Source organism: Pseudomonas sp. 008 (genome assembly GCF_016861935.1).
GTDB lineage: Bacteria > Pseudomonadota > Gammaproteobacteria > Pseudomonadales > Pseudomonadaceae > Aquipseudomonas.
This window is the reverse complement of sequence record NZ_BOMA01000003.1, coordinates 240,309-264,855: the sequence shown is the minus strand read 5'-3', so window position 1 is coordinate 264,855 and position 24,547 is coordinate 240,309. Positions and strand designations below refer to the sequence as shown.

Below are 24,547 nucleotides of genomic sequence, written 5' to 3'. Positions count from 1 at the left end.
CGTCCCCCGTTTTCAAGGTAGACCCCGGTCGTAAAAACGCCTGTAGGACGAAGCGACCAGGCCGGTGAGAATTTTCGAGTAATGCTGGGGGAAGGGGACTTCGCAATTGACTCATCGGCTCACCCACAGCACTATCTGCCGATGAATGATCAACGCCGAATGAACATGATGTGTTCCTCTATGACCGCTTCAGGCGGGCCATAAGGTCATACGTGCTCGGCATTTGACGTGTTACCCAAAGCCCCGCCAGAGATGGACGGGGCTTTTTGATTCTCCGTCTGCACATGGCTGATGGAGAGTGAAATGTTCGAAATGAGAAAAGCCACCCAAAGCGACGCCCAGACGGCATTCGACATACGGCGGCTAGCCATCCGACATCAATGCATCGGTGCCTATACCGAAAAGCAAATGCTGACCTGGACATCGGGGTCAGCTGAGGACGGTTACTGCGCACTCATGGAAAAGTACTTCTATCTGGGGTGCGTTCAGGGTGAGCCTGTGGCGACAGGCATGCTGGATCCGGAGAACCGCGAAATCGGCGCAATCTTTATACATCCTGACTTTATGGAACGAGGCCTGGGTAAGCGTATCGTGGGCTTTCTCGAAGATCTGGCGCGGGATCTTGGCCTGGTGGAAGTCCGTCTGGATGCGACTTTGAATGCCGCCGACTTTTATCGACGCTGTGGTTACATTGGGGAGGAACCCGCGGTTTACCATTCCCCCCTCCGGTCTTCAACTGGCCTGCGTTCCTATGGTGAAGAAACTGTGATGGCTTCGGGGCCGACCTGAGTAGCACTGCATAATTTGGCGCCTGAAAGCTCCAATCTCAAAACGCAAAAACGGCACCCGTGTGCCGTTTTTTATCCGTCGTACCGATCTCGTTTCAGACTTCGGCGAACGGCTTTCAGTACAGTGCCGTCGAGAGCGTTATGCCCTGCGTTGAGCAACCGGCACTGAATATCCACACGTTCACGGAGCCAGCGCAGGCTCGCCATGCCGAACGAGTCTTTGATGCCTTGTATGACGCGGGTATTGCTGTCGAGGGAAAGCACTTCGTGAGCCTGGGTGAAGAAGTACTGGTTGATGTGGTAGTGCAGCTCCAGCCGGATAGCGCGGACGGCTTCTTCATTGACGAAGTCTTCGAGTGCGCGCTGGCGCATCGACTGGCCGTTCAACTGCCAAATGGCCCTTGACCAGTGCATGGCAGCCTGACGCTGCTGGATTGGGCAGCCATGGCTCAGTGTCTGATAGATTTCTTGCGCATTGCAGCCTTCGACCCCATTGGACACTCCGACCAAACCATCGCTCAAGGTTTGATCGTAGGCGCTGACATTCGTGGAAAACGGCACAAATATCGAGACCAGCGTGGTGTTCAGAACGGCTTGGGGATACCGCTGCTGGTATTGAATCGCCAGCCAGCTTCCCCAGGAAACCCCCAGCAAGCTTATCTTCTCGAAGCCCAGATGCCGACGCAGCGAATCGATGTCTTCGACACACAGCCTGGTATTGTTGTGACGCAATTCACCGTGGGGATGAGAGCGTCCGCAGCCGCGCTGGTCAAACAGGACAATGTCGTAACCAAGGAGGTCGAAGAACTCGAGGTGATGACGGGAACTGCAACCGCCGGGCCCGCCATGCAGGAAAAAGATCGGTTCGGTACCCGGAGTGCCATGCCGTTCCCAATAGACCAGATGACCGTCGCAGGTTGGGTAGTAGCCATTGTTCAAGGACGTCGTCATTCCATCGGGACCCTGAGTCGGTAGAACTGGAACAGCTCCACTTGGCCGGGGCGGGCCGCTACGCTTGAAATCAGCTCCATTTTCAGCGATTGAGCCATATAAGGAACCGCGATAAGCACGGGGGTATGGCCGAAAACGAGAATCGTGCCTCCTGGATTCACGCACGCTGCCATATCGCGCAATGTTTGCCGGGCCTCTTTATGCGTCATCACTTCGGCATTGAGAAAACGCAGAATCAGCACATCACATTTGACCCCGCAAGCGGCCACCTCACGGGCGTCGGCCAGATAGAACTCCGCAGAACACATGCCATGGCGACGTTTGGCGTGTTCGACCATCGAGGCCGAACGGTCCGAACCCAAGCAACGGCGGCCGGGGAGCTCGCGGGCCAGGTGCGCGATGAATTCGCCAGTCGAACACGCCGGGTCAAGGATCACGGCACCCGGGCTCGACAGGGTTTCAAGCAGGGCTGTGCAATGTTGACGCAAGTGGGTTTCGTCGCCATTCAGCTGCATGGCGAGCGAGTCGTCGCATTGCCAGTAATCCGCCGGACACACAAACTCCAGCCCCTTGTCATCGACTGCAGGAAACGGGAAACGGACCTCGCTGTCAGGCCGAGCCTGTGCGATGTTGAACGCCGCGTGTTTTTCCTGCGTGGAAACACCGCGAAAATAGACGGCGATACCTTCATCGCTCCACTGTACATCCGTCAGCGGCCCAAGCAGCATCCAGGGCTTGAGCAAGCTGTTGATGTACCAGCTGCCGGTCGCCGTCTGTTGCAAAACTTTTCGACCGACCCAGTCGCAGCGATTCACCCGCAAAACGAAAAGCTGATGGCATCCGGGCCCTGCGGGTTCTACGTGACAATCAAGCTTGCCCAAGGAGGCGACGCGGTGGATGAAGGTTTGCGTCAGCTGTAATTCGCGCTGGAAATCTGCTGGTGTGGACCGCAGGTTCATGCAGGCACTCCTTGCGGGTTTTCCAGACGCCGCCCTCGTGCCTGCGGGATCACCACATTGCCGCTGGAAACAATAAAAAACCGCTCCAGCCCCGGAATGACGACGTTCACCAAGGTGGTCCCGAGTTCGGTCTGGTGCAACTGCGTGATACCCAAGGTCCGCCCATGCCGGTGCAGATCTTCTGCCAGCAAATTGATTTGCTCTGCCAATGGCCTTTCATCGTGGGCGGTAGGTAACGCTACGAACTGTTGTTCGCACAGGTTCAATAGAGGATGCAGGTCGAATCGCAGGCAACGCAGGAGTCGCGGAAAATGGGTTAGATGACGTTCTGCGTTGATCAGGTAATGCTTCACTTCATGCTCGCTGGCACCGTGATGCATCTGAACCAGTTCGGTCAGTGCACGCCATGCACCATGCCGGGCCATGAGGGAGCAACCTGTTCCGAAAACTCTTGGGAAGGTGCAAGACGCGAGTGAAAAGGCCAGAAAAGTGCGTGGGAGGAACTCATTGCTGATGTCGACAAGAATGATTTCGGCGTCGATTTCTGATTCGGCATCTGACCATAGGCGGCCGAGGTCATCGTCATCGGGTAAACGGGCAATGCGGCGTAGAGGAGGGCGGTTTTCGTAGTAAAAATGCTGCAGTAGAAATAATGACACCGCGTCACGTTCAATACTTTCATTAATGGCGTGCAGCACGGCCTCATTGTAACTTGCACCCACCGCAGTGCCGCTATTACTGGCATAACGCTGCAGGGAGTGGCAGTGGGTAGTGTCGGCAGAAAATAGCGTGCCTGGGTATCCTGGGGAACACAACGCTTTCGGATAATAAAAAGGGGACTGGTCGATAGCGTTGGTGTACGTTCGGCAGGCTATAACAGTGTTTTTTTGTTTTTCGATAAGTGCAAGAACTGTGTCGTCATGAAAGAGAGGGCATTCAGAGAAATATTCCGGAGTAATAAGTTCAGTAGTGGAAGTATCGCAATGATCGCTGAGGTAATGTTCCAATGCTTCATAAAGCGCACCCACATTGGCCTGTGGAGGGTAGCCTTTGCCGGCACCCCTGGCTCTTCGTTCAGGATCGATGGTACTGACAGACGCATGGGTCGCGACGACCTTTTGGCCAATGGTGCGGGTGTTGAGACGGAGTCCCAATACCTTGAATTCCGCATAAATTCGCTGTTCAGCCTGTGCGAGAGTCAGTTCCCGTTCAGTCACTGTGAAATTGTCCATTATTTGCTTCCTCAAGAAACCGGGGGCGTGAGCCCCCGATTTTTTATTCGGCTTTCAGTTCGGCCAGTTCTTCCTTAGTCAATTGGAGTGTTTCGATCTGCTCGGCAGTCGGGGCTTCCTGCTGTTCAAGATCAATAACTTTGTTTGCATTCCAGCTAACGAGATAACCCATCATTGAATCCTCTTGTTTTTAGTTTGACTGTGCACTGTTGAGCACGGATCAAATGTATAAGTCATTCGATGAGAGAGTCAAAAATGTCTGGAAGTTTCGACAGGCAGATTTAAGCAGTGCGGAAATACGTACATAACCATTCTCGGCTTGACCGAGTTGGCGCGACACAATGGTTTGCTCGACAGGGAACAGCATTACAAAACTAACTGGGCGTCTGGTTTTTGTCGTAGACGCTTGTAGGAAACTTCAACTGCATACAGAAGAAAAATCTCTTTAACTGATTTTTTCAATCCTATGGGGCTTCGGCTTGGCGAGTTCTCCTACACCTTTTGTGGATACTTCAGACGTCACTGCACCTTTCACTGCTGGCGGTTGCGAACTTGCAAACGCAAAAACGGCACCCGAAGGTGCCGTTTCTGTTTTCTACCGAGTATCGCTTAAGCGATCAACCCGCCAACCCCGACTGTTGAACCAGGTTCAGCAGCGGTTGTGGGTACAGGCCGAGGAAGAACGCCAGTACGGCGATCGCCAGCAGCATCACGCCGCCTGCACGTTGTTCCCAGTGCAGTTGCGCATCGTGGCGACGCAGGTTCGGTTCCATCAGGTACAGGGTGACCATCACACGCAGGTAGTAGAAGACGCCGATGGCGCTGCCCAGTACCAGGGAGCCGACCAGCCACCATTGGTGCGATTCGACGCCGGTGGCGATGATGTAGAACTTGCCGATGAAGCCCGCGGTCAGCGGGATACCGGCCAGGGACAGCATCATCACGGTCAGGACGGCGGTCAGGTACGGACGGCGCCAGAACAGGCCACGGTATTCGTACAGGGCATCCGCGTCACGGCCGCTGTACGGCGAGGACATCAGGGTGATCACACCGAACGCGCCAAGGCTGGTGATCACGTAGGTGACCAGGTACACGCCGATGGCTTCCACGGCCAGGCCCTTGCTCGCCACCAGGGCGATCAGCAGGTAACCGAAGTGCGCGATGGACGAGTAACCCAGCAGACGCTTGAGGTTGCTCTGGGTCAGTGCCAGCAGGTTGCCGAACAGGATCGACGCGATGGCGATGACGGTCAGCACGTTGCTCAGCACGCCACTGCTCGCCGCTGGCGAGATCTGGAACAGACGCACCATTACCGCGAACACCGCCACTTTGGAGGCCGTGGCCAGGAACGCTGCCACCGGTGCCGGAGCCCCTTCGTAAACGTCCGGGGTCCAGAGGTGGAACGGTACCAGCGACAGTTTGAACGCCAGGCCGATCAGCATCATGCCCAGGCCCAGTTGCGCGATCGGGCTAGGCAGGCCGGTGGCCGCCAGGGCCTGACCGATGCCGTTGAAGCTCAGGCTGCCGGCTTCGGCATAGAGCAGGGCCATGCCGAACAACAGGAACGCGGAACCGGCGGCCGACAGCACCATGTACTTGATGCCGGCTTCCAGCGAACGTTTGTTGAAGAAGGCGTAAGCCACCAGACCGTAGACCGGTACCGAGAGCAGTTCCAGACCGACGAACAAACCGGCCAGGTGCTGCGCGCTGACCAACACCAGGCCACCGGCGGCGGACATCAGGATCAGCAGGTAAAGTTCTTCACGGTTGCCCGGGTAGCCCGTACCGCCATCGCCCAGGTAGGCGTGGGCGAGGGTCACACAGGCGAGGGTGGCGACCAGGATCAGCGCCATGTACAGGCAAGCGAAAGTGTCGATCTGCAGCAACGGGGTCACGGCCAATGGCGCGACTTTCAGGGCTGGCAGGATCGACAGCAAGGCCAGGTTAAGACCTGCCACCGACAGCAGGAAGGTTTGCGAGTGGTTGCGGCGCCACGCGATAGCCAGCATCACCACGATGATCGTGGCGCTGGTGATCAACAACGGCGCAAGCGCGATAAAGTGTTGAGTCGTGAATTCCATAGCGCTCTTACCGGGCCGAAGCGAGTTGAGTGAAGGCGGAGCCGAGCCACTGCTGCACGCCATGCATCGTCGCGGCAGAGGTATCGAGGAACGGTTGCGGGTACACGCCGATGTAAAGCAGCAGTGCCGCAAGCCCAACCACCATGATCAGTTCGCGACCGTCCATGCCATGCAGCACCGCGTCGGATTTCGACGGGCCGAAGTAGGCGCGGTGGATCATGATCAGCGAGTAGACCGAACCGAATACCAGGCCGGACGTGGCGATCACGGTGACCCATGGCGCGCTGGCGAAGGTGCCGATCAGGATCAGGAACTCACCGACGAAGTTACCGGTCGCCGGCAGGCCCAGCGACGCCGCTGCGAAGAACAGGCTTAGGGCTGGCAGGTAGGCAATCTTCGACCACAGGCCACCCATCTCGCGCATATCGCGGGTGTGGGTGCGCTCGTACAGCTGACCGGAGAGGATAAAGAGTGCCGCGGCCGACAGACCGTGAGCCAGCATCTGCATGACCGCGCCCTGCAGTGCCAGTTGGCTGCCGGAGTAGATGCCGATCAACACGAAGCCCATGTGGGAAACGGACGAGAAGGCAATCAGACGCTTGATGTCGGTTTGCGCAAAGGCCAGGAACGCACCGTAGAAGATCCCGATCAGACCCAGGGTCATGGCGAACGGCGCGAACTCGGCCGAGGCATTCGGGAACAGCGGCAGGGCGAAACGCAGCAGGCCGTACGCAGCAGTCTTCAGCAAGATACCGGCCAGGTCCACGGAACCCGCGGTCGGTGCCTGGGCGTGAGCGTCAGGCAACCAGGAGTGGAACGGTACGACGGGCAGCTTGACCGCGAAGGCGATGAAGAAGCCGAGCATCAGGATGTACTCGGTGGTCTGCGACATCTTGGTTTTCAACAGGTCGGCGTAGTTGAAGGTAATCACGCCGGTGTCGTTGAAGTTGACCAGTACCAGGCCCAGGATCGCCACCAACATGATCAGGCCGGAAGCCTGAGTGAAGATGAAGAACTTGGTCGCCGCGTAGATCCGGGTTTTCTTGCCGTCCGAAGAACTGTGACCCCAGAGCGCGATGAGGAAGTACATCGGCACCAGCATCATTTCCCAGAAGAAGAAGAACATGAACAGGTCGAGGGCGAGGAACACGCCAACGACACCGCCCAGGATCCACATCAGGTTCAGGTGGAAGAAGCCCACATGACGCTGAATCTCTTTCCAGGAGCAGAGTACCGAGAGGACACCCAGCAGGCCGGTCAGCAGGATCATCAACAGCGACAGGCCGTCGAGGGCCAGGTGCACGTTGATGCCGAAGCGCTGGATCCAGACGTGTTTGAACTCAAGCGCCCAGGTCGGATCGGCGCCAGGCTTTGGTGCAAATGAATAGTCACCGTTGGCCCACAGCCAGAGGCCGAGGGAGAGCAGCAGGGACATGGTGATCAGCGCAATCCAGCGGGGGAGGGTGGCGCCGAAGCGCTCACCCATCCAGCACAGCAGGCCGCCGATGAAGGGGATCAGGATTAGCCATGGCAGAATCATGACGGGCTCGTTTCCTTTCGCAAGTTCGCAAGGTTCATAGTCAGACCGCTACCAGCACGACGGCGCCGATTACCAGCACGGCACCAGCAGCCATCGAGGCGGCATACCAACGCAATTGACCGGTCTCGGTGCGGCTCAGGGCGGTGTGACCGCCTTTGGCCATACGCGGGATCAGACCGATGGTCTGGTCGAGCGGGTCTTTGCGCAGAATGTGGCTGATCGCAAGGTATGGCTTGACGAACAGTTTGTCGTAGATCCAGTCGAAGCCCCAGGCAGCGAACCACCAGGCCGAAAGGAAGCGGCCAATGCCGCTGTTGGCGATGGCCGTGACGAAGCGACGCTTGCCAAGGAACAGCAGCGCGGCCAGCAGGATACCGGACAGGGCGATGGCGCCCGAAGCGATTTCCAGGCTGTGCTTGGCTTCGCCGCCGGCATGGCCGACGCTTTCCGGCAGTACACCGTGCAGCGGTGGAACGATCATCGCGCCGACGAACGTCGACAGTACGATCAGCACCGACAGCGGCAGCCAGTGAGCAACGCCGTGACCGGCATGGGCTTCGGTCTTCGCTTCACCGTGGAACGTGATGAAGATCAGGCGGAAGGTGTAGAGCGAGGTCATGAAGGCACCGACCAGACCGGCATACAGCAGGCCTTCGTTACCGCTGGCGAACGCTTCCCAGAGGATTTCATCCTTGGAGTAGAAGCCCGCGGTCACCAGAGGCAAGGCCGCCAGGGCCGCGCCGCCGACGATGAAGCTGGCGTAGGCCAGTGGCAGTTTCTTCCACAGGCCGCCCATCTTGAAGATGTTCTGCTCGTGGTGGCAGGCAACGATCACCGCACCGGATGCAAGGAACAGCAGCGCCTTGAAGAAGGCGTGGGTCATCAGGTGGAAGATCGCGCCATCCCATGCACCCACGCCCAGGGCCAGGAACATGTAGCCGATCTGGCTCATGGTCGAGTAGGCGAGGATACGTTTGATGTCGGTCTGAACCAGTGCGGCAAAACCTGCCAGCACCAGCGTCACGCCACCCACGACACCTACCAGGTGCAGGATATCCGGCGCCAGTGCGAACAGGCCGTGGGTACGGGCGATCAGGTAGACACCGGCGGTTACCATGGTCGCGGCGTGGATCAGTGCCGAAACCGGAGTAGGGCCGGCCATCGCATCCGCCAGCCAGGTTTGCAGCGGCAGTTGCGCGGATTTACCGACAGCGCCACCCAGCAGCATCAGGGTCGCCAGAACGATCCAGAAGTCACCGGCCTTGAAGTGCTCAGGCGCCTTGACCAGCAGTTCCTGGATATTCAGCGTACCCAGTTGCTGGAACAGGATGAACAGGCCGATGGCCATGAACACGTCGCCGACGCGGGTCACGATGAAGGCTTTGAGTGCCGCGTTACCGTTGTTGCGGTTGCTGTAGTAGAAACCGATCAACAGGTACGAGCACAGGCCTACGCCTTCCCAGCCGAAGTACACGAACAGCAGGTTATCGGCCAGGACCAGGAACAGCATGCTGGCGATAAACAGGTTGGTGTAGGCGAAGAAGCGCGAGTAACCGGCTTCACCGCGCATGTACCAGGACGCGAACAGGTGGATCAGGAAGCCCACGCCCACCACCACACCGAGCATGGTCACGGACAGACCATCCAGGTACAGGGCGAAGTTCGGCGTGAAGCCTTCCACCGCCATCCATTGCCACAGCACCAGGGTGTAGTGGCCACCCTCGGGCGGTGCAACGTTGAATTGCCAGATCACATAAGCCGCGACGATCGCCGACAAGCCGATGGAGCCGACGCCGATCAGCGCCGAGAGGTTTTCCGAGAGGCGTCCCCGGGAGAACGCCAGCAGCACAAAACCGATCAGGGGGAACAGGAAAGTCAGATAGAGAAGGTTCATCCGCGCATCTCGCTGGCAGCGTCGATATCGAGAGTGTGGAAGCGGCGATACAGCTGCAACAGAATCGCCAGGCCAATACTGGCCTCGGCGGCTGCCAGGCTGATCACCAGGATGAACATGATCTGTCCATCCGGCTGCGCCCAGCGGCTACCGGCAACGATGAACGCCAGTGCGGAGGCATTCATCATGACCTCCAGGCTCATCAGCACGAAGAGAATGTTGCGCCGGACCATCAGGCCGACCAGACCGAGGCAGAACAGGATGCCGGCGACCGCCAGACCATGCTCCAAAGGGATAGCAGGCATCGTCATTGCTCCTTGGCTTCGTTGCGGCCCAAGTGGAACGCCGTGACGGCTGCGGCGAGCAGCAGCATCGAGGCGAGTTCGACCACCAGCAGATAAGGACCGAACAGGCTGATGCCCACGGCCTTGGCGTCTACGGTGGTGTGGCCGAGGGCCTGGCCGCTGGAGTGGCTGAACAGCACATACAGCAGTTCAGCCAGCAGCAGGGCGCCGAGTACGACCGGGCCCAGCCAGATACCGGGCTTGAGCCAGACGCGCTCTTGCTGAACCGAGGCCGGGCCCAGGTTCAGCATCATCACCACGAACACGAACAGCACCATGATGGCGCCGGCGTAGGCGATCACTTCCAGTACACCGGCAAACGGTGCGCCAAGGGCGAAGAACGTCATGGCCACGGCGATCAGCGAAATGATCAGGTAGAGCAGGGCGTGCACGGGGTTGGTGTTGGTGATCACGCGAAGCGTGGACACAACAGCGATACCCGATGCGAAATAGAAAGCGAATTCCATCGTTCTTCCTTAAGGCAGCAAGCTCTTCACGTTGATCGGCTCGGCTTCATTCTGCGCGGCGCCTTTTGGCTTACCGGCAATCGCCATACCTGCAACACGATAGAAGTTGTAGTCAGGGTTTTTACCGGGACCGGAGATCAGCAGATCTTCTTTCTCGTAAACCAGGTCCTGCCGCTTGAACTCGGCCATTTCGAAATCCGGTGTCAGCTGGATCGCGGTGGTCGGGCAGGCTTCCTCGCAGAGGCCGCAGAAAATGCAGCGCGAGAAGTTGATGCGGAAGAAATCCGGGTACCAGCGACCGTCTTCGGTTTCAGCTTTCTGCAGCGAGATGCAACCCACCGGGCACGCCACGGCGCACAGGTTGCAGGCTACACAACGCTCTTCGCCGTCGGGGTCGCGGGTCAGGACGATACGGCCACGGAAACGCGGCGGCAGGTACACGGGTTCTTCCGGGTACTGCAGCGTGTCGCGCTTGCGGAAGGCGTGGCCGAAGATCATCACCAGGCTGCGAAGCTGGGTGAAGAAGCCATGCACGATGTCAAAAATGTACTTCATGATTCTCTATCCTCACTGAGCCGCGACGGCGGGCGTGTTGAGCAACACGATCGCAGCGGTCACCAGCATGTTGACGAGGGTCAGCGGCAGGCAGAACTTCCAGCTGAAGTCCATCACTTGGTCATACCGTGGGCGCGGAATCGAGGCGCGCAGCAGGATGAAGAACATGATGAAGAACGCGGTTTTCAGTGCGAACCAGATGAACGGGATCTGCGGCAGCAGGCCGAACGGGCCGTGCCAGCCACCGAAGAACAGCGTGACCAGCAGCGCCGAGATCAACACGATGCCGATGTACTCACCGACGAAGAACATGCCCCATTTCATGCCGGCGTATTCAATGTGGTAACCGTCGGCCAGTTCCTGTTCCGCTTCCGGCTGGTCGAACGGGTGACGGTGAGTCACGGCGACGCCAGCGATGAAGAAGGTCAGGAAACCGAAGATCTGCGGAATGATGAACCACATGTTCTGCGCTTGGTATTCAACGATGTCGCGCATGTTGAACGAGCCAACCTGGATCACGATGCCCATCAGCGACAGGCCCATGAACACTTCGTACGACACGGTTTGTGCCGAGGCCCGCAAGCTGCCCAACAGGGCGAACTTGTTGTTGCTCGACCAGCCGGCAAACAGCACCGCGTAGACCGACAGACCCGCCATGGCGAAGAAGAACAGGATGCCGATGTTGATATCCGCCACGCCCCAGGTCGGGGTGATCGGGATGATCGCGAAGGCAATCAGCAAGGCGCTCATGGCCACGACCGGTGCCAGGGTGAAGATCACTTTGTCGGCGAACGGTGGGGTCCAGTCTTCCTTGAAGAACATCTTGATCATGTCGGCCGCAATCTGGAACGCGCCGAACGGGCCGACGCGATTCGGACCGTAACGGTCCTGCCAGAGGGCGAGCAAACGACGCTCGACCCAGCTCAGCAGCGCGCCGCAAACCACTACGGCGAGCAGAATCACGATGGCCTTGAGGACCGCGATGATTACGTCGATCACTTCAGGAGTGAACAAGGTCATAGCGCTGCCTCCTGCAGACCGTCAACGGATTTGCCAAAGATGGCTGGTGGAATGCCGGCGATACCTGCAGGCAATGCGACCAGACCGGCACCCAGCTCTTCGTTGATGCGCAGCGGCAGACGCAAAGTCTGGCCAGCAACGTTCAAGCTCAGCAGGGCACCGTCATTGACACCCAGGCGATCGGCTTCGGACTTGGCCAGCGACACGTAGGCGGCCGGAATGCGTTCCTGCACCGGTGCGGCTTTGGAAGAGTTTTCTTCGCTGCCGAACAGGTGGAAGAACGGTACGACCTGCCAGGTGCCTGGCGCCGGGTTGAACGCACGCGGAACACTGGCGAACCAGTTCAGCGAATCACCGGTGCTTTCGATCAGGCGAGTGCCCGGGTCGCCAGCGCGCAGGTGACCACCGACTTCGTCCTGGAACTTGTTCCAGGCTTGCGGCGAGTTCCAGCCCGGAGACCAGGCGAAAGGTACTTGCTGACGCGGTTCGGCGGAGCCCGAGTAACCTTCCATCGAGAACGAGAATGCAGTGTCGTTATCCTGGGAAGTACGCGGTTCGTGCACGCTGATGTCGGCGCGCATGGCGGTACGACCGGAGTAACGCAGCGGTTCGCGCGCCAGTTTCAGGCCTTTGATCCGGAATGCGGCGGACGGTGCGGCATCGACGATACGCGCCAGTTGCGGCGTGCTTGCAGCAACGGCAGCGGTGACGTGGTCCAGTTGGGTCCAGTCGATCGGCTGGTTCAGCAGGGTCGAACGCAGGGCATGCAGCCAGCGCCAGCCTTCGTGAACCAGAATGCTCGCGTCGAGGTAAGTCGGGTCGAAGACCTGGAAGAAGCGCTGGGCGCGGCCTTCCTGGCTGACCAGCGTACCGTCGCCTTCAGCGAAGCTGGCCGCTGGCAGTACCAGATGCGCGCGATCGCTGGTGGCAGTCTTCTGATGGTCCGCCACGATCACCACTTTCGCGGCGTTCAGGGCAGCATCGACCTTGGATTTGTCGGTACGGGTGTACAGATCGTTTTCCAGCACGACGATGGCGTCGGCCTTACCGTCGATCACGGCTTGCAGTGCTTCGTCGACCGAGTTGCCGCCGAGCATGGCCAGGCCGAGGCTGTTGGCCTCCGGCACGATCAGGCTGATGGAACCGTTCTTCTCGCGCAGCTTCAGGGCTTTGGCGATGTTCGCCGCCGCTTCGATCAGCGCCTTGGAACCCAGCGAGGTACCGGCAATGATCAGCGGACGCTTGGCGGCGAGCAGGGCGTCGGCAATGCGCTTGGCCAGCTCCAGGGCTTCGGCATCCAGGCCTTCTACGGCTGGAGCGCTGGCGTCGAGGGCGTGAGCCACGGCGAAACCGATGCGGGCCAGGTCGTCCGGTGCGGCGTGAACGCATTCTTCAGCGATGTCGTCGAGCTTGGTTTCAGCCAGGCTGGCGATGAACAGCGGGTTCAGTTCGTGCTGGCCGATGTTCTTCACTGCTGCGTCGAGCCATGGCTGAACGCGCATGGCGTCGGCCATGTCTTCGGCCTTGCCCTTGACCGATTGACGCAGGGCCAGGGCCATGCGCGCAGCGGTCTGGGTCAGGTCTTCGCCGAGGACGAAAATCGCATCGTGGTCTTCGATGTCACGCATGTTCGGGATCGGCAGCGGGCTGTCTTTGAGCACCTGCATGACCAGACGAATGCGTTCCAGCTCCGAGGCTTCGATACCGGAGTAGAAGTGCTCGGCGCCGACCAGTTCGAGCAGCGCGTAGTTGCTTTCGAGGCTGGCGCGTGGCGAACCGATACCGACGATGTTGCGACCGCGCAGCAGGTCGGCGGCTTTATCCAGTGCTTCGTCCAGGCTCAGTTTCGCGCCGTTGGCCAGCAGTGGCTGACGTGGGCGATCCTTGCGGTTGACATAGCCATAGCCGAAACGGCCACGGTCGCACAGGAAGTACTGGTTCACCGAACCGTTGAAACGGTTTTCGATACGACGCAATTCGCCGTAACGCTCGCCCGGAGAAATGTTGCAACCGCTTGAGCAGCCATGGCAGATGCTCGGCGAGAACTGCATGTCCCACTTGCGGTTGTAGCGCTCGGAGTGAGTCTTGTCGGTAAACACACCGGTCGGGCAGACCTCGGTGAGGTTGCCGGAGAACTCGCTTTCCAGGGTGCCGTCTTCAACGCGACCGAAGTACACGTTGTCGTGGGCGCCAAACACACCGAGATCGGTGCCGCCAGCGTAGTCCTTATAGAAGCGCACGCAGCGATAGCAGGCGATGCAGCGGTTCATTTCGTGGGAAATGAACGGGCCCAGTTGCTGGTTCTGGTGGGTACGCTTGGTGAAGCGGTAACGGCGCTCGTTGTGGCCGGTCATCACCGTCATGTCTTGCAGGTGGCAGTGACCGCCTTCCTCACAGACCGGGCAGTCGTGAGGGTGGTTGGTCATCAGCCATTCAACGACGCTTGCGCGAAACACTTTCGCTTCTTCGTCGTCGATGGAGATCCAGCTGCCGTCGGTGGCGGGGGTCATGCAGGACATGACGATCCGACCACGCTTGTCGTTCTCGTCGGTGTACTGCTTGACCGCGCACTGGCGGCAAGCGCCAACGCTGCCAAGGGCTGGGTGCCAGCAGAAATAAGGGATATCGAGGCCTAGCGACAGACATGCCTGTAACAGGTTGTCTGCCCCATCGACTTCGAGCTCTTTGCCGTCTACGTGGATAGTGGCCATGGTTCAAAGTTCTTCGTTGGCCCGGTGTCAGCGGGCGTGGCTAATGGAATCTTGTTATCCGTCCAAATCCAAACAGCCTCGAAAGGCGTCATCGGACGAAAGGCGAACGGCACGGACCGTTCGCCTTTTTTAAAGCGTTAAGCGCCGACTACGATCGGCTTTGCCAGAGGCGGGACGACGGCGCGGGTAGGCGCGATGCCGGCTTCGAACTCTGGACGGAAGTATTTGATGGCACTGCCCAACGGCTCCACGGCACCCGGTGCGTGAGCACAGAAGGTCTTGCCTGGGCCGAGGAAACCGACCAGACCCAGCAGGGTCTCGATATCGCCGGCTTGCCCTTCACCGTTCTCGATCGCGCGCAGCAGCTTGACGCTCCACGGCAGACCGTCACGGCATGGGGTGCAGAAACCACACGATTCACGGGCGAAGAACTCTTCCATGTTGCGCAGCAGGGACACCATGTTGACGCTGTCGTCCACCGCCATGGCCAGGCCGGTACCCATACGGGTGCCCACTTTGGCGATGCCGCCGGCGTACATTTGTGCGTCCAGGTGTTCCGGCAACAGGAAGCCGGTACCGGCGCCGCCAGGCTGCCAGCACTTGAGCTTGTAACCGTCGCGCATGCCGCCGGCGTAGTCTTCGAACAGCTCGCGACCGGTAACGCCGAACGGCAATTCCCACAGGCCCGGGTTCTTGACCTTGCCGGAGAAGCCCATGAGCTTGGTGCCCATGTCTTCGCTGCCTTCGCGGGCCAACGATTTGTACCAGTCCACGCCGTCGGCGATGATCGCCGGCACGTTGCACAGGGTTTCAACGTTGTTCACGCAAGTCGGCTTGCCCCACACGCCCACGGCGGCAGGGAAGGGCGGCTTGGAGCGCGGGTTGGCGCGGCGGCCTTCGAGGGAGTTGATCAGTGCGGTTTCTTCACCGCAGATGTAACGCCCGGCACCGGTGTGGACGAACAGCTCGAAATCGAAGCCGCTGCCCAGGATGTTCTTGCCCAGCAGACCTGCTGCCTTGGCTTCTTCCACGGCACGGTTCAGGTGCTTGGCGGCGGTGGTGTATTCGCCACGCAGGAAGATGTAGCCCCGGTAGGTTTTCAGCGCGCGAGCACTGATCAGCATGCCTTCGATCAGCAGATGGGGCAGTTGCTCCATCAGCATGCGGTCTTTCCAGGTGTTCGGCTCCATTTCATCCGCGTTGCACAGCAGGTAGCGGATGTTGATGGATTCGTCCTTGGGCATCAGGCCCCACTTCACGCCAGTGGGGAAGCCTGCACCGCCGCGACCCTTGAGGCCGGAGTCTTTCACGGTCTGGACGATGTCGTCCTGGGCCATGTCGGCGAAGGCTTTGCGTGCAGCGGCGTAACCGTTCTTGGCCTGGTACTCGTCGAGCCATACGGCTTCGCCGTCGTCACGCAAACGCCAGGTGAGCGGGTGAGTCTCGGCCGAACGCTTGATGCGGTTGGCAGGACCGAAGGAAGTCAGGGTCATACGTAGCCCTCGAGCAATTTGGCAACGCCGGCAGGCTGCACATCACCGAATGTGTCGTCGTCGATCATCAACGCCGGCGCCTTGTCACAGTTGCCGAGGCAGCAGACTGGCAGCAGGGTGAAGCGACCGTCGGCGGTGGTCTGGCCCAGGCCGATGCCCAGCTTGCTCTGGATTTCGCTGACCACCGATTCATGGCCGCCGATGTAGCAGACCATGCTGTCGCAGACGCGAATGATGTGACGGCCGACTGGCTGACGGAAGATCTGGCTATAGAAAGTAGCCACCCCTTCAACGTCGCTGGCCGGGATGCCGAGGATTTCGCCGATGGCGTAGAGCGCGCCGTCAGGCACCCAGCCACGTTCCTTCTGGACGATCTTCAGGGCTTCGATTGACGCCGCGCGCGGGTCTTCGTAGTGATGCAGCTCGTGCTCGATGGCCGAGCGCTCGGTTTCGCTGAGGGCGAAACGGTCTGTCAGGATAAGCGTGCTGTTCATGCTTAACGGTCCACGTCGGCCATAACGAAATCGATACTACCCAGGTACGCGATCAAGTCCGCGACCATGCTGCCTTTGATCACCGAAGGGATCTGCTGCAGGTGCGGGAAGCTTGGGGTACGAATCCGGGTGCGGTAGCTCATGGTGCCGCCATCGCTCGTCAGGTAATAACTGTTGATGCCCTTGGTCGCTTCGATCATCTGGAAGGATTCGTTGGCCGGCATGACCGGGCCCCACGAAACTTGCAGGAAGTGCGTGATCAGGGTCTCGATGTGCTGCAGCGTGCGCTCTTTAGGCGGCGGCGTGGTCAGCGGGTGGTCCGCCTTGTACGGGCCTTCCGGCATGTTGCGCATGCACTGCTCGATGATCTTGATGCTCTGGCGCATTTCTTCGACGCGAACGATGCAACGGTCGTAGGCATCGCCATTGGCCGCCAGCGGTACTTCGAATTCGAAGTTTTCGTAGCCGGAGTAGGGGCGAGCTTTACGCAGGTCGAAATTGCAACCGGTCGAACGCAGGCCGGCACCGGTGACGCCCCATTCCAGGGCTTCCTTGGTGTTGTAGGCGGCGACGCCGATGGTCCGGCCACGCAGGATGCTGTTGTCCAGTGCGGCTTTCTGGTATTCGTCCAGACGCTTTGGCATCCACTCGACGAAATCCTTGACCAGTTTTTCCCAGCCGCGCGGCAGGTCGTGGGCGACGCCACCGATGCGGTACCAGGCCGGGTGCAGACGGAAACCGGTAATGGCTTCGATCACCGTGTACGCTTTCTGGCGGTCGGTGAAGGTGAAGAACACCGGAGTCATGGCGCCGACGTCCTGGATGTAAGTCCCCAGGAACAGCAGGTGGCTGGTGATCCGGAAGAACTCGGCCATCATGATGCGGATGACATCGACCTTCTCGGGCACCTTGATGCCGGCCAGCTTCTCGACCGAGAGCACGTACGGCAGGTTGTTCATTACGCCGCCGAGGTAGTCGATACGGTCGGTGTACGGAATGAAGCTGTGCCAGGACTGACGCTCGGCCATCTTCTCGGCACCACGGTGGTGGTAGCCGACGTCTGGCACGCAGTCGACGATCTCTTCACCGTCCAGCTGCAGGATGATACGGAACGCACCGTGGGCCGAAGGGTGGTTCGGACCCAGGTTGAGGAACATGTAGTCCTCGTTCGGGCCGGAACGCTTCATGCCCCAGTCTTCAGGCTTGAAGCGCGCGGCTTCTTCCTCAAGCTGTTGCTTGGCCAGGGTCAGGCTGAACGGATCGAACTCGGTGGCACGGGCCGGGAAGTCCTTGCGCAGCGGGTGACCTTCCCAGGTCGGCGGCATCATGATGCGGCTCAGGTGCGGGTGGCCGGCAAAGTGAATGCCGTACATGTCCCACACTTCACGCTCATACCAGTTGGCGTTCGGCCAGATGCTGGTGACGCTCGGCAGGTTGAGGTCGCTCTCGGACAAGGCAACCTTGATCATTACGTCACTATTACGTTCGATCGACATCAAGTGATAGAACACAGTGAAGTCGACGCCGTTTGGCAGCCCTTGACGCTTGGTACGCAGACGCTCGTCCACGCCGTGCAGGTCATAGAGCATGACGTACGGCTTGGGCAGGTTGCGCAGGAAAGTCAGGACTTCGACGAGTTTGGCGCGGGCAACCCAAAGCACCGGCATGCCGGTGCGGGTAGGCTGGGCGGTGAACGCCTCTGGGCCAAAACGGTTGTTCAGTTCGACGACCACATCCTGGTCGTCTGCCTTATAAGGCGGGATGTACAGAGCACTGCCTGCAGTCATGGTTATTTATCGCTTTCGGTCAACGTAAAGAATGAAGCCAGTTTCTCGTTCTATAAAAGAAGCAGATCTGGATCAGACTTCGTCGGGGCTGCGCAGGTTGGTTACCTGAATACGCTGTTCGCGGCGCTGTTCCTTTTGCGAAGGCATCTCGGCGCGGTAAACGCCTTGATCGCCAACGACCCAGGAAAGTGGGCGACGCTCCTGGCCAATCGACTCCTGCAACAGCATCAAGCCTTGCAGAAAAGCTTCAGGGCGGGGTGGGCAGCCAGGCACGTAGACGTCCACGGGCAGGAACTTGTCCACCCCTTGAACGACGGAGTAGATGTCGTACATGCCACCGGAGTTGGCGCACGAACCCATGGAAATGACCCATTTAGGTTCGAGCATCTGCTCGTAGAGACGCTGAATGATCGGCGCCATCTTGATGAAGCAGGTACCGGCGATAACCATGAAATCCGCCTGACGCGGTGATGCCCGGATTACCTCGGCGCCAAAGCGCGCGATGTCGTGGGGCGCCGTGAAGGCGGTGGTCATTTCCACGTAGCAGCACGAAAGACCGAAGTTATACGGCCACAGGGAGTTCTTGCGCCCCCAGTTGATCGTGCCGTTGAGCACGTCTTCGAGCTTGCCCATGAAAATGTTTTTGTGGACTTGATCTTCTAACGGATCGGAAACGGTTTCCCGTTGGCCAATCGGATACTGCTCGTTAGGAGCATCGGGGTCGATCCTGGTGAGATTGTATTGCATTGCCAAAGCCTCATTGTTTCAGCTTCGCTTGCCGCTTAAGACGAGCTGCCGGAGCCCAGTCAAGGGCGCCCACTCGAAATAGGTAGACAAGACCTGCCAACAGAATTGCTATGAAAACGAGAGCTTCGACGAATCCGGTCCAGCCGCTTTCGCGGACGGACACAGACCAGGCAAAGAGAAAGAGGGCTTCGATATCGAAGATCACGAAGAGCATCGCGACCAGATAGAATTTGGCTGAGAGCCGCAAGCGGGCGCCACCTGTAGGTAGCATGCCGGACTCGAACGGTTCGTTTTTGCTGCGGCCCCAGGCTTTTGATCCGAGGAGGCTGGAGACGCCGAGCATGAAGGCGCAAAGGCCGCCGACACCCAGAAGGAAAATGGCAAAGCCCCAGTTGTGGGCCATGAGTCCGGTCGCTTCGGGCATGCTGGTAATCCTTAACAGAGAGCAAAGGTCTCTGAGCTTGATAAAGAAATAAGGCAGTGACGATATGTCGCAGCAATCAATCCCGCTGATTTTATGGCTAAACACCCTGCAAGTAAAATTCCAATAGCGAAATTATTTATTGGAATAAGGACATGGCGCATCTCCAAAGCCCTGTAGCCCATGCGGTTCGGGCATTAGCGGGGGTTTTGTCAAATATGTTTTGTAGGGAATGTAACGAACATAGTTTCCGCTAAATGATAATCAATGTTATTTGGTGTGGTTTTCAAACTGTTTAGCGAGCAGCGGTTCGGGAAGTTGTCTTATATGCGCGTTACTGCAAGTAGCGCGCGGGGTGGTTTTACCTTGTTTTCCTGATCGTGAAACTGCTCTGGATCAAGGTTTTTTCCTGCACCCGATCCCGTAGGAGCGAGGCTTGCCCGCGAAGAACGATGATGCGGTATGTCTGAAAAACCGCAGCGCATTCTTCGCGGGCAAGCCTCGCTCCTACAGAGGGGGAGAATCGCAGGCAAAAAAACGCCCCGAACCAGTCGGGGCGTCAGATGAGCGGCTTTGCGGTTAGCTTTTTATTCGGTCCGCAAGGGCCGTTTGTTTAAGCGAAGCAGATCAGTGGAACTGTTCTTCTTCGGTCGAACCGGTCAGTGCGGTTACCGAAGACGTGCCACCCTGGATCACGGTGGTCATGTCGTCGAAGTAGCCGGTGCCCACTTCCTGCTGGTGAGCCACGAAGGTGTAGCCCTTGGCGGCGTCGGCGAACTCTTGCTCTTGCAGCTTAACGTAGGCGGTCATGTCGTTGCGGGCGTAGTCGTGCGCCAGGTTGAACATGCTGTGCCACATGTTGTGAATGCCGGCCAGGGTGATGAACTGGTGCTTGTAACCCATGGCGGACAGTTCGCGCTGGAACTTGGCGATGGTCGCGTCGTCCAGGTTTTTCTTCCAGTTGAAGGAAGGCGAGCAGTTGTACGACAGCAGTTGGTCCGGGTATTCCTTTTTGATCGCTTCGGCGAAGCGACGGGCTTCGTCCAGATCCGGCTTGGCGGTTTCGCACCAGATCAGGTCGGCGTACGGCGCGTAGGCCAGGCCGCGAGCGATGGCCTGGTCGAGACCGGCGCGAACCTTGTAGAAGCCTTCCTGGGTACGGGTGCCGGTCACGAATGGCTGGTCGTACGGGTCGCAGTCGGACGTCAGCAGGTCAGCAGCGTTGGCGTCGGTACGGGCCAGGATAATGGTCGGTACACCGGCGACGTCGGCTGCCAGACGAGCAGCGGTCAGCTTCTGCACGGCTTCCTGGGTCGGAACCAGTACCTTGCCGCCCATGTGGCCGCATTTTTTCACGGAAGCCAGTTGGTCTTCGAAGTGAACGCCGGCGGCGCCTGCTTCGATCATGCTTTTCATCAGCTCGTAAGCGTTCAGCACGCCGCCGAAACCGGCTTCAGCGTCAGCCACGATCGGGGCGAAGTAGTCGATGTAGCCTTCGTCGCCCGGGTTCTTGCCGGCTTTCCACTGGATCTGGTCAGCGCGACGGAACGAGTTGTTGATGCGCTTGACCACGGTTGGAACCGAATCCACCGGGTACAGCGACTGGTCCGGGTACATCGATTCGGCGGAGTTGTTGTCCGCAGCCACTTGCCAGCCCGACAGGTAGATCGCCTGGATGCCGGCCTTGACTTGCTGTACTGCCTGGCCACCGGTCAGGGCGCCCATGCAGTTAACGAAATCTTTCTCAGGACGGAAGGACGGCTTGGCGCCCTGGGTCACCAGGTTCCAGAGCTTCTCGGCGCCCATTTTTGCAAAGGTGTGCTCAGGTTGAACCGAGCCACGCAGACGGACGACGTCAGCAGCGGAGTAATTGCGCTTCACGCCTTTCCAGCGTGGGTTTTCAGCCCAGTCTTTTTCGAGGGCTGCAATTTGCTGTTCGCGTGTCAGTGCCATGGAGATAAACCTCGTCGCGTCTTTAATCGAAAATGGTTCTGGGTGAACAATTCCTGCGTGCCAAATACGCTCATTCAGTTGGGGGCGTACATGGCTGCTCGCTGACCAGAAGCTTAGGCGGTCAAGTCGGGTTCGGCGGGGATGGCGACGGGATGAACGATGGGCTCGAGGGGGAAGTGAGCAGGTAAGGGCGAACTGGCGAGCGCATTCGGGCGTCGTGGGCCTTGGTGCGAACTTCAGTGTGGAGCCGGGTTACCTAATTACGCTTCCGTCCCTCGGGACAACTTCGTTCCAGTCGGCAACCTCGTCAAACACACCTTGTGGGCGGTACAGACACGAATCGGCTCGCGGGGTAGGGTGCGAACAGCGACTCGAAAGCCCTTGCCAGGGCCTCTGATTAGCGGGAGCGAGGCCATCATGCCTTTGCTTTTTTGGCTCGTCAAACGTTTTGTAGTGCTTTTTTTCAAGCACTACATCTTTGGTCTAATACGACTAATCAGTCAGTTTTTGGTGCTTTAGTCCAAGGTGTCGACTTTCACCCGCAAAGTCATGTCATCCCGGCCCTGGGTCGAGTAGCTGCGGGTCAGACCCTGTTTGTCGGCCTGAGTCTGACGATTCACGCCGGCCAGGGTGATCCATTCGCCCAGTCGACCGCTGACAGTTGTGTCGGTACTTTGCACGTTCACTACATCGGGACGTTCCTGGCTCATCCGGTCACGGTTGGTACTGATGGCTAGATGAACGATGTCGCCGGTGACGCTGGCGGTGACGTAGAAACCCTGGGTGACATTGCGGTATTCGGTCTGGCTGCGCAGGTCGCCATAGCCGTCAGTCTGAGTGCTGGTGAGCGGCACGCTTTGGCCGACCTGGATTAGCGCCGGTGCGCCTTCGCTGGCCTGAATCTGCTGGATACCGCCTTCACGGCTGTCGGTGCTGCGATTGATGATGCGGGTTTGATTCGGTGCGGCACCGTTGACCGAGTAGCCCTGATCGCCCTGAAAGTTGTTTTCGTTGGTGTCGACGGTGATCAGTAAGCGTTTGGGGGCGGTGTCGAGTTGCGCGAGGAAGGTCTTGAGTTCATCGATCTTGTCGGGCTCGGCGTTGACGATCAGCTGGTTGCCGTAGGCGCTGACCTTGCCGTCCTTGCCGATGAAATCCTGCGCTACTGGCAGCAGGTCGGCGCTGGTGCGGTAATTCAGGGGCACGATCTCGGTGGCGGCCATGACCGAAAAACTGCAGGTCAGCAGCAGCGTGGTGAGCAGGGTGCGTAGGGACATGTCCGTTTCTCCGCAAATCAAAGGTTTGATATTGCCAGTTTGTCGGCCCGGCGTGGTGCGAGTTGAATCACAGACAGCAAAACGCCCCGGCATCCGAGAATGGCGGGGCGTTTTGTGGTGTTCTTGATATGTATTTGTGGTGAGGGGGCAAGCCCCCTCGCCACAGGGAATCAAGTCGAGTGACGCACCATGTCTACATGCGGAATCCCGGCTTCCAGGAATTCCTCACTGACCATGCTGAAACCCAGGCGCTCATAGAACGCCGTGGCCTGCACTTGCGCGCTCAGCATCTGCTGCTTCAGCCCGCGCTTCTCGGCTTCACCGATCACCGCTTGCATCAGCGCATCGCCAACCTTCATGCCGCGCCAGTCTTTGAGCACCGACACCCGGCCGATGTGGCCATCGGGCAGCAGGCGGGCGGTGCCGATCGGAAAGTCGCCTTCGAAGGCCAGGAAATGCACCGCCGTGGCGTCATCGGCATCCCATTCCAATTCAGGTGGAACGGATTGCTCGGCGACGAATACCGCTTCACGAATGCGCCGGATCTCAGCGTTGTCCTTTTGCCAGTCTGCGACACGTACGTGAATCTTATTCATCGGCAAACCCCAGGCTGCCCTGCTTGACCAGTTCACACAGCAGGCCACGGCCGTCTTCGTCGCTCAGCCACGGGCCGAGGTTATCGACATGCAGGGCGTCGGCGGCGCAGATCATTTTCAGCAGCTCGCGCAGCTTGCCCGGCAGGTAACGGCTCTGGCCGCTGGCGAACAGCAGCAGGTCGTCGTCGACTTCCGACCAGGCCAAGCGCGCACTCGGGTTGCGGATCAGCACGGCACCTTCTTCGAGCGCGCTGAGGAAGTCTTGCTCTTCGACCTCTTCCGGGCCGACCACCAGTTCCGGGTAGCGCGGCTCGGTCATGAACTGGCCGAACCAGGTCAGCAGCAGGCGCTCGTCGCTCATGTGTTCGGCCAGCAGGCTTTTGAGGCGATCGAGGGCATCGTGCTGGATTTGATGAGGATCGACCGCCGGCAGGGCGTCGGCGTCGGTGTAGCGCTCTTCGTCCGTCAGGAACTGGCTGAGGAAGTCGGTGAAGTGGGTCAACACTTCAGCGGCGCTCGGGGCGCGGAAGCCGACCGAGTAGGTCATGCAATCATCGACAGCCACGCCAGAATGAGCCAGGCGCGGTGGCAGGTAGAGCATGTCGCCCGGTTCCAGCACCCACTCATCGGTGGCTTCGAAATCGGCGAGGATGCGCAGGTCGGCGTGTTGCAGCAGCGGGCTCTCGGAATCGCACATCTGGCCGATTTTCCAGTTGCGCTTGCCGTGGCCTTGCAGCAGGAACACGTCGTAGTTATCGAAGTGCGGACCGACGCTACCGCCTGGGGCGGCGAAGCTGATCATCACGTCGTCGACGCGCCAGCTCGGTAGAAAACGGAAGTTTTCCAGCAGTTCGGCAACTTCCGGCACGAATTGGTCGACCGCTTGCACCAGCAGGGTCCATTCGCGTTCCGGCAGTTTGCTGAATTCGTCTTCGGCGAACGGGCCGCGGCGCAATTCCCAAGGGCGCTCGCCGTGCTCGATCACCAGGCGCGATTCGACTTCTTCTTCCAGCGCCAGGCCGGCCAGTTCGTCGGCGTCGATCGGACTTTCGAAATCAGGAATCGCCTGACGGATCAGCAGGGGTTTTTTCTGCCAGTAGTCGCGCAGGAATTCCCGTGCCGTGATGCCGCCCAGAAGTTGAAGAGGAATGTCAGGATTCATGTGTAACCTATTGAAAAAATGCACTTTTCAGACGGGAATAAAAACGCCCGGCGGCGCCGGGCGTCTCAAACGGGT

At 59.1% G+C, this 24,547-nt stretch carries 21 protein-coding genes and 1 pseudogene; 1 reads left to right on the top strand and 21 read right to left on the bottom strand.

Annotated features, from left to right (window positions below):
* Window positions 1–303: 303 nt before the first annotated feature.
* Window positions 304–769: pseudogene (locus JUI81_RS08485) on the top strand (GNAT family N-acetyltransferase).
* Window positions 770–860: 91 nt separating this feature from the next.
* On the opposite strand, the gene JUI81_RS08480 reads toward JUI81_RS08485, so the two are convergent.
* From JUI81_RS08480 to JUI81_RS08385, 21 genes are all read right to left on the bottom strand, one after another.
* Window positions 861–1,739: an alpha/beta fold hydrolase gene (locus tag JUI81_RS08480; RefSeq protein WP_026331776.1), complete on the bottom strand. Its 879-nt coding sequence runs from the start codon at window positions 1,737–1,739 to the stop codon at window positions 861–863.
* A complete protein-coding gene (locus tag JUI81_RS08475; RefSeq protein ID WP_204124087.1) occupies window positions 1,736–2,698 on the bottom strand; it encodes a trans-aconitate 2-methyltransferase in 963 nt (320 codons plus the stop codon). The genes JUI81_RS08480 and JUI81_RS08475 overlap by 4 nt, the downstream gene beginning before the upstream one ends.
* Entirely contained in the window at window positions 2,695–3,930 is a 1,236-nt protein-coding gene (locus JUI81_RS08470; RefSeq protein ID WP_204124086.1) for a YcaO-like family protein, read from the bottom strand. The genes JUI81_RS08475 and JUI81_RS08470 overlap by 4 nt, the downstream gene beginning before the upstream one ends.
* 43 nt (window positions 3,931–3,973) lie before the next feature.
* Complete coding sequence (locus JUI81_RS31990; protein ID WP_019580073.1) at window positions 3,974–4,105, bottom strand: hypothetical protein; 132 nt, start codon at window positions 4,103–4,105, stop codon at window positions 3,974–3,976.
* Window positions 4,106–4,547: 442 nt separating this feature from the next.
* Window positions 4,548–6,011 (bottom strand): NADH-quinone oxidoreductase subunit NuoN, encoded by a 1,464-nt coding sequence (gene nuoN, locus JUI81_RS08465; RefSeq protein WP_018925505.1) that lies wholly within the window; start codon window positions 6,009–6,011, stop codon window positions 4,548–4,550.
* 7 nt (window positions 6,012–6,018) lie between these two features.
* Window positions 6,019–7,551, bottom strand: a complete 1,533-nt coding sequence (nuoM, locus tag JUI81_RS08460) for an NADH-quinone oxidoreductase subunit M (protein ID WP_018925506.1) — start codon at window positions 7,549–7,551, stop codon at window positions 6,019–6,021.
* Window positions 7,552–7,591: 40 nt separating this feature from the next.
* Window positions 7,592–9,445, bottom strand: coding sequence for an NADH-quinone oxidoreductase subunit L (nuoL, locus tag JUI81_RS08455; protein WP_064618791.1), 1,854 nt, complete (start codon window positions 9,443–9,445; stop codon window positions 7,592–7,594).
* Window positions 9,442–9,750, bottom strand: coding sequence for an NADH-quinone oxidoreductase subunit NuoK (gene nuoK, locus JUI81_RS08450; protein ID WP_007940879.1), 309 nt, complete (start codon window positions 9,748–9,750; stop codon window positions 9,442–9,444). The genes nuoL and nuoK overlap by 4 nt, the downstream gene beginning before the upstream one ends.
* 2 nt (window positions 9,751–9,752) lie before the next feature.
* Window positions 9,753–10,256 (bottom strand): NADH-quinone oxidoreductase subunit J, encoded by a 504-nt coding sequence (nuoJ, locus tag JUI81_RS08445; RefSeq protein ID WP_019580075.1) that lies wholly within the window; start codon window positions 10,254–10,256, stop codon window positions 9,753–9,755.
* Between the two features lie 9 nt (window positions 10,257–10,265).
* A complete protein-coding gene (nuoI, locus tag JUI81_RS08440) occupies window positions 10,266–10,811 on the bottom strand; it encodes an NADH-quinone oxidoreductase subunit NuoI (protein ID WP_007940875.1) in 546 nt (181 codons plus the stop codon).
* A gap of 12 nt (window positions 10,812–10,823) precedes the next feature.
* Window positions 10,824–11,831, bottom strand: coding sequence for an NADH-quinone oxidoreductase subunit NuoH (gene nuoH / locus JUI81_RS08435; RefSeq protein WP_019648467.1), 1,008 nt, complete (start codon window positions 11,829–11,831; stop codon window positions 10,824–10,826).
* Window positions 11,828–14,542 carry an NADH-quinone oxidoreductase subunit NuoG gene (gene nuoG / locus JUI81_RS08430; RefSeq protein WP_204124085.1) on the bottom strand — a complete coding sequence of 905 codons (2,715 nt, stop codon included), beginning with the start codon at window positions 14,540–14,542 and terminating at the stop codon, window positions 11,828–11,830. The genes nuoH and nuoG overlap by 4 nt, the downstream gene beginning before the upstream one ends.
* A 137-nt stretch (window positions 14,543–14,679) precedes the next feature.
* A complete protein-coding gene (gene nuoF, locus JUI81_RS08425) occupies window positions 14,680–16,035 on the bottom strand; it encodes an NADH-quinone oxidoreductase subunit NuoF (RefSeq protein WP_018925511.1) in 1,356 nt (451 codons plus the stop codon).
* The gene (gene nuoE, locus JUI81_RS08420) at window positions 16,032–16,529 is read right to left on the bottom strand and encodes an NADH-quinone oxidoreductase subunit NuoE (RefSeq protein WP_007905058.1); all 498 of its coding nucleotides are present in this window, start codon (window positions 16,527–16,529) and stop codon (window positions 16,032–16,034) included. Before nuoE ends, nuoF begins: the two co-directional genes overlap by 4 nt.
* Window positions 16,530–16,531: 2 nt before the next feature.
* Window positions 16,532–18,316: an NADH-quinone oxidoreductase subunit C/D gene (gene nuoC, locus JUI81_RS08415; RefSeq protein WP_028941270.1), complete on the bottom strand. Its 1,785-nt coding sequence runs from the start codon at window positions 18,314–18,316 to the stop codon at window positions 16,532–16,534.
* Between the two features lie 72 nt (window positions 18,317–18,388).
* Window positions 18,389–19,063 (bottom strand): NADH-quinone oxidoreductase subunit B family protein, encoded by a 675-nt coding sequence (locus JUI81_RS08410; protein ID WP_007940869.1) that lies wholly within the window; start codon window positions 19,061–19,063, stop codon window positions 18,389–18,391.
* 10 nt (window positions 19,064–19,073) lie between these two features.
* Window positions 19,074–19,487 carry an NADH-quinone oxidoreductase subunit A gene (locus JUI81_RS08405; RefSeq protein WP_007940868.1) on the bottom strand — a complete coding sequence of 138 codons (414 nt, stop codon included), beginning with the start codon at window positions 19,485–19,487 and terminating at the stop codon, window positions 19,074–19,076.
* Between the two features lie 624 nt (window positions 19,488–20,111).
* A complete protein-coding gene (gene aceA / locus JUI81_RS08400) occupies window positions 20,112–21,437 on the bottom strand; it encodes an isocitrate lyase (RefSeq protein WP_018925513.1) in 1,326 nt (441 codons plus the stop codon).
* Window positions 21,438–21,952: 515 nt separating this feature from the next.
* Window positions 21,953–22,714, bottom strand: a complete 762-nt coding sequence (locus JUI81_RS08395) for a secretin N-terminal domain-containing protein (protein WP_204124084.1) — start codon at window positions 22,712–22,714, stop codon at window positions 21,953–21,955.
* Between the two features lie 170 nt (window positions 22,715–22,884).
* Window positions 22,885–23,310 (bottom strand): GNAT family N-acetyltransferase, encoded by a 426-nt coding sequence (locus JUI81_RS08390; protein ID WP_019580080.1) that lies wholly within the window; start codon window positions 23,308–23,310, stop codon window positions 22,885–22,887.
* Complete coding sequence (locus JUI81_RS08385; protein WP_019580081.1) at window positions 23,303–24,472, bottom strand: cupin domain-containing protein; 1,170 nt, start codon at window positions 24,470–24,472, stop codon at window positions 23,303–23,305. Before JUI81_RS08385 ends, JUI81_RS08390 begins: the two co-directional genes overlap by 8 nt.
* Window positions 24,473–24,547 lie beyond the last annotated feature (75 nt).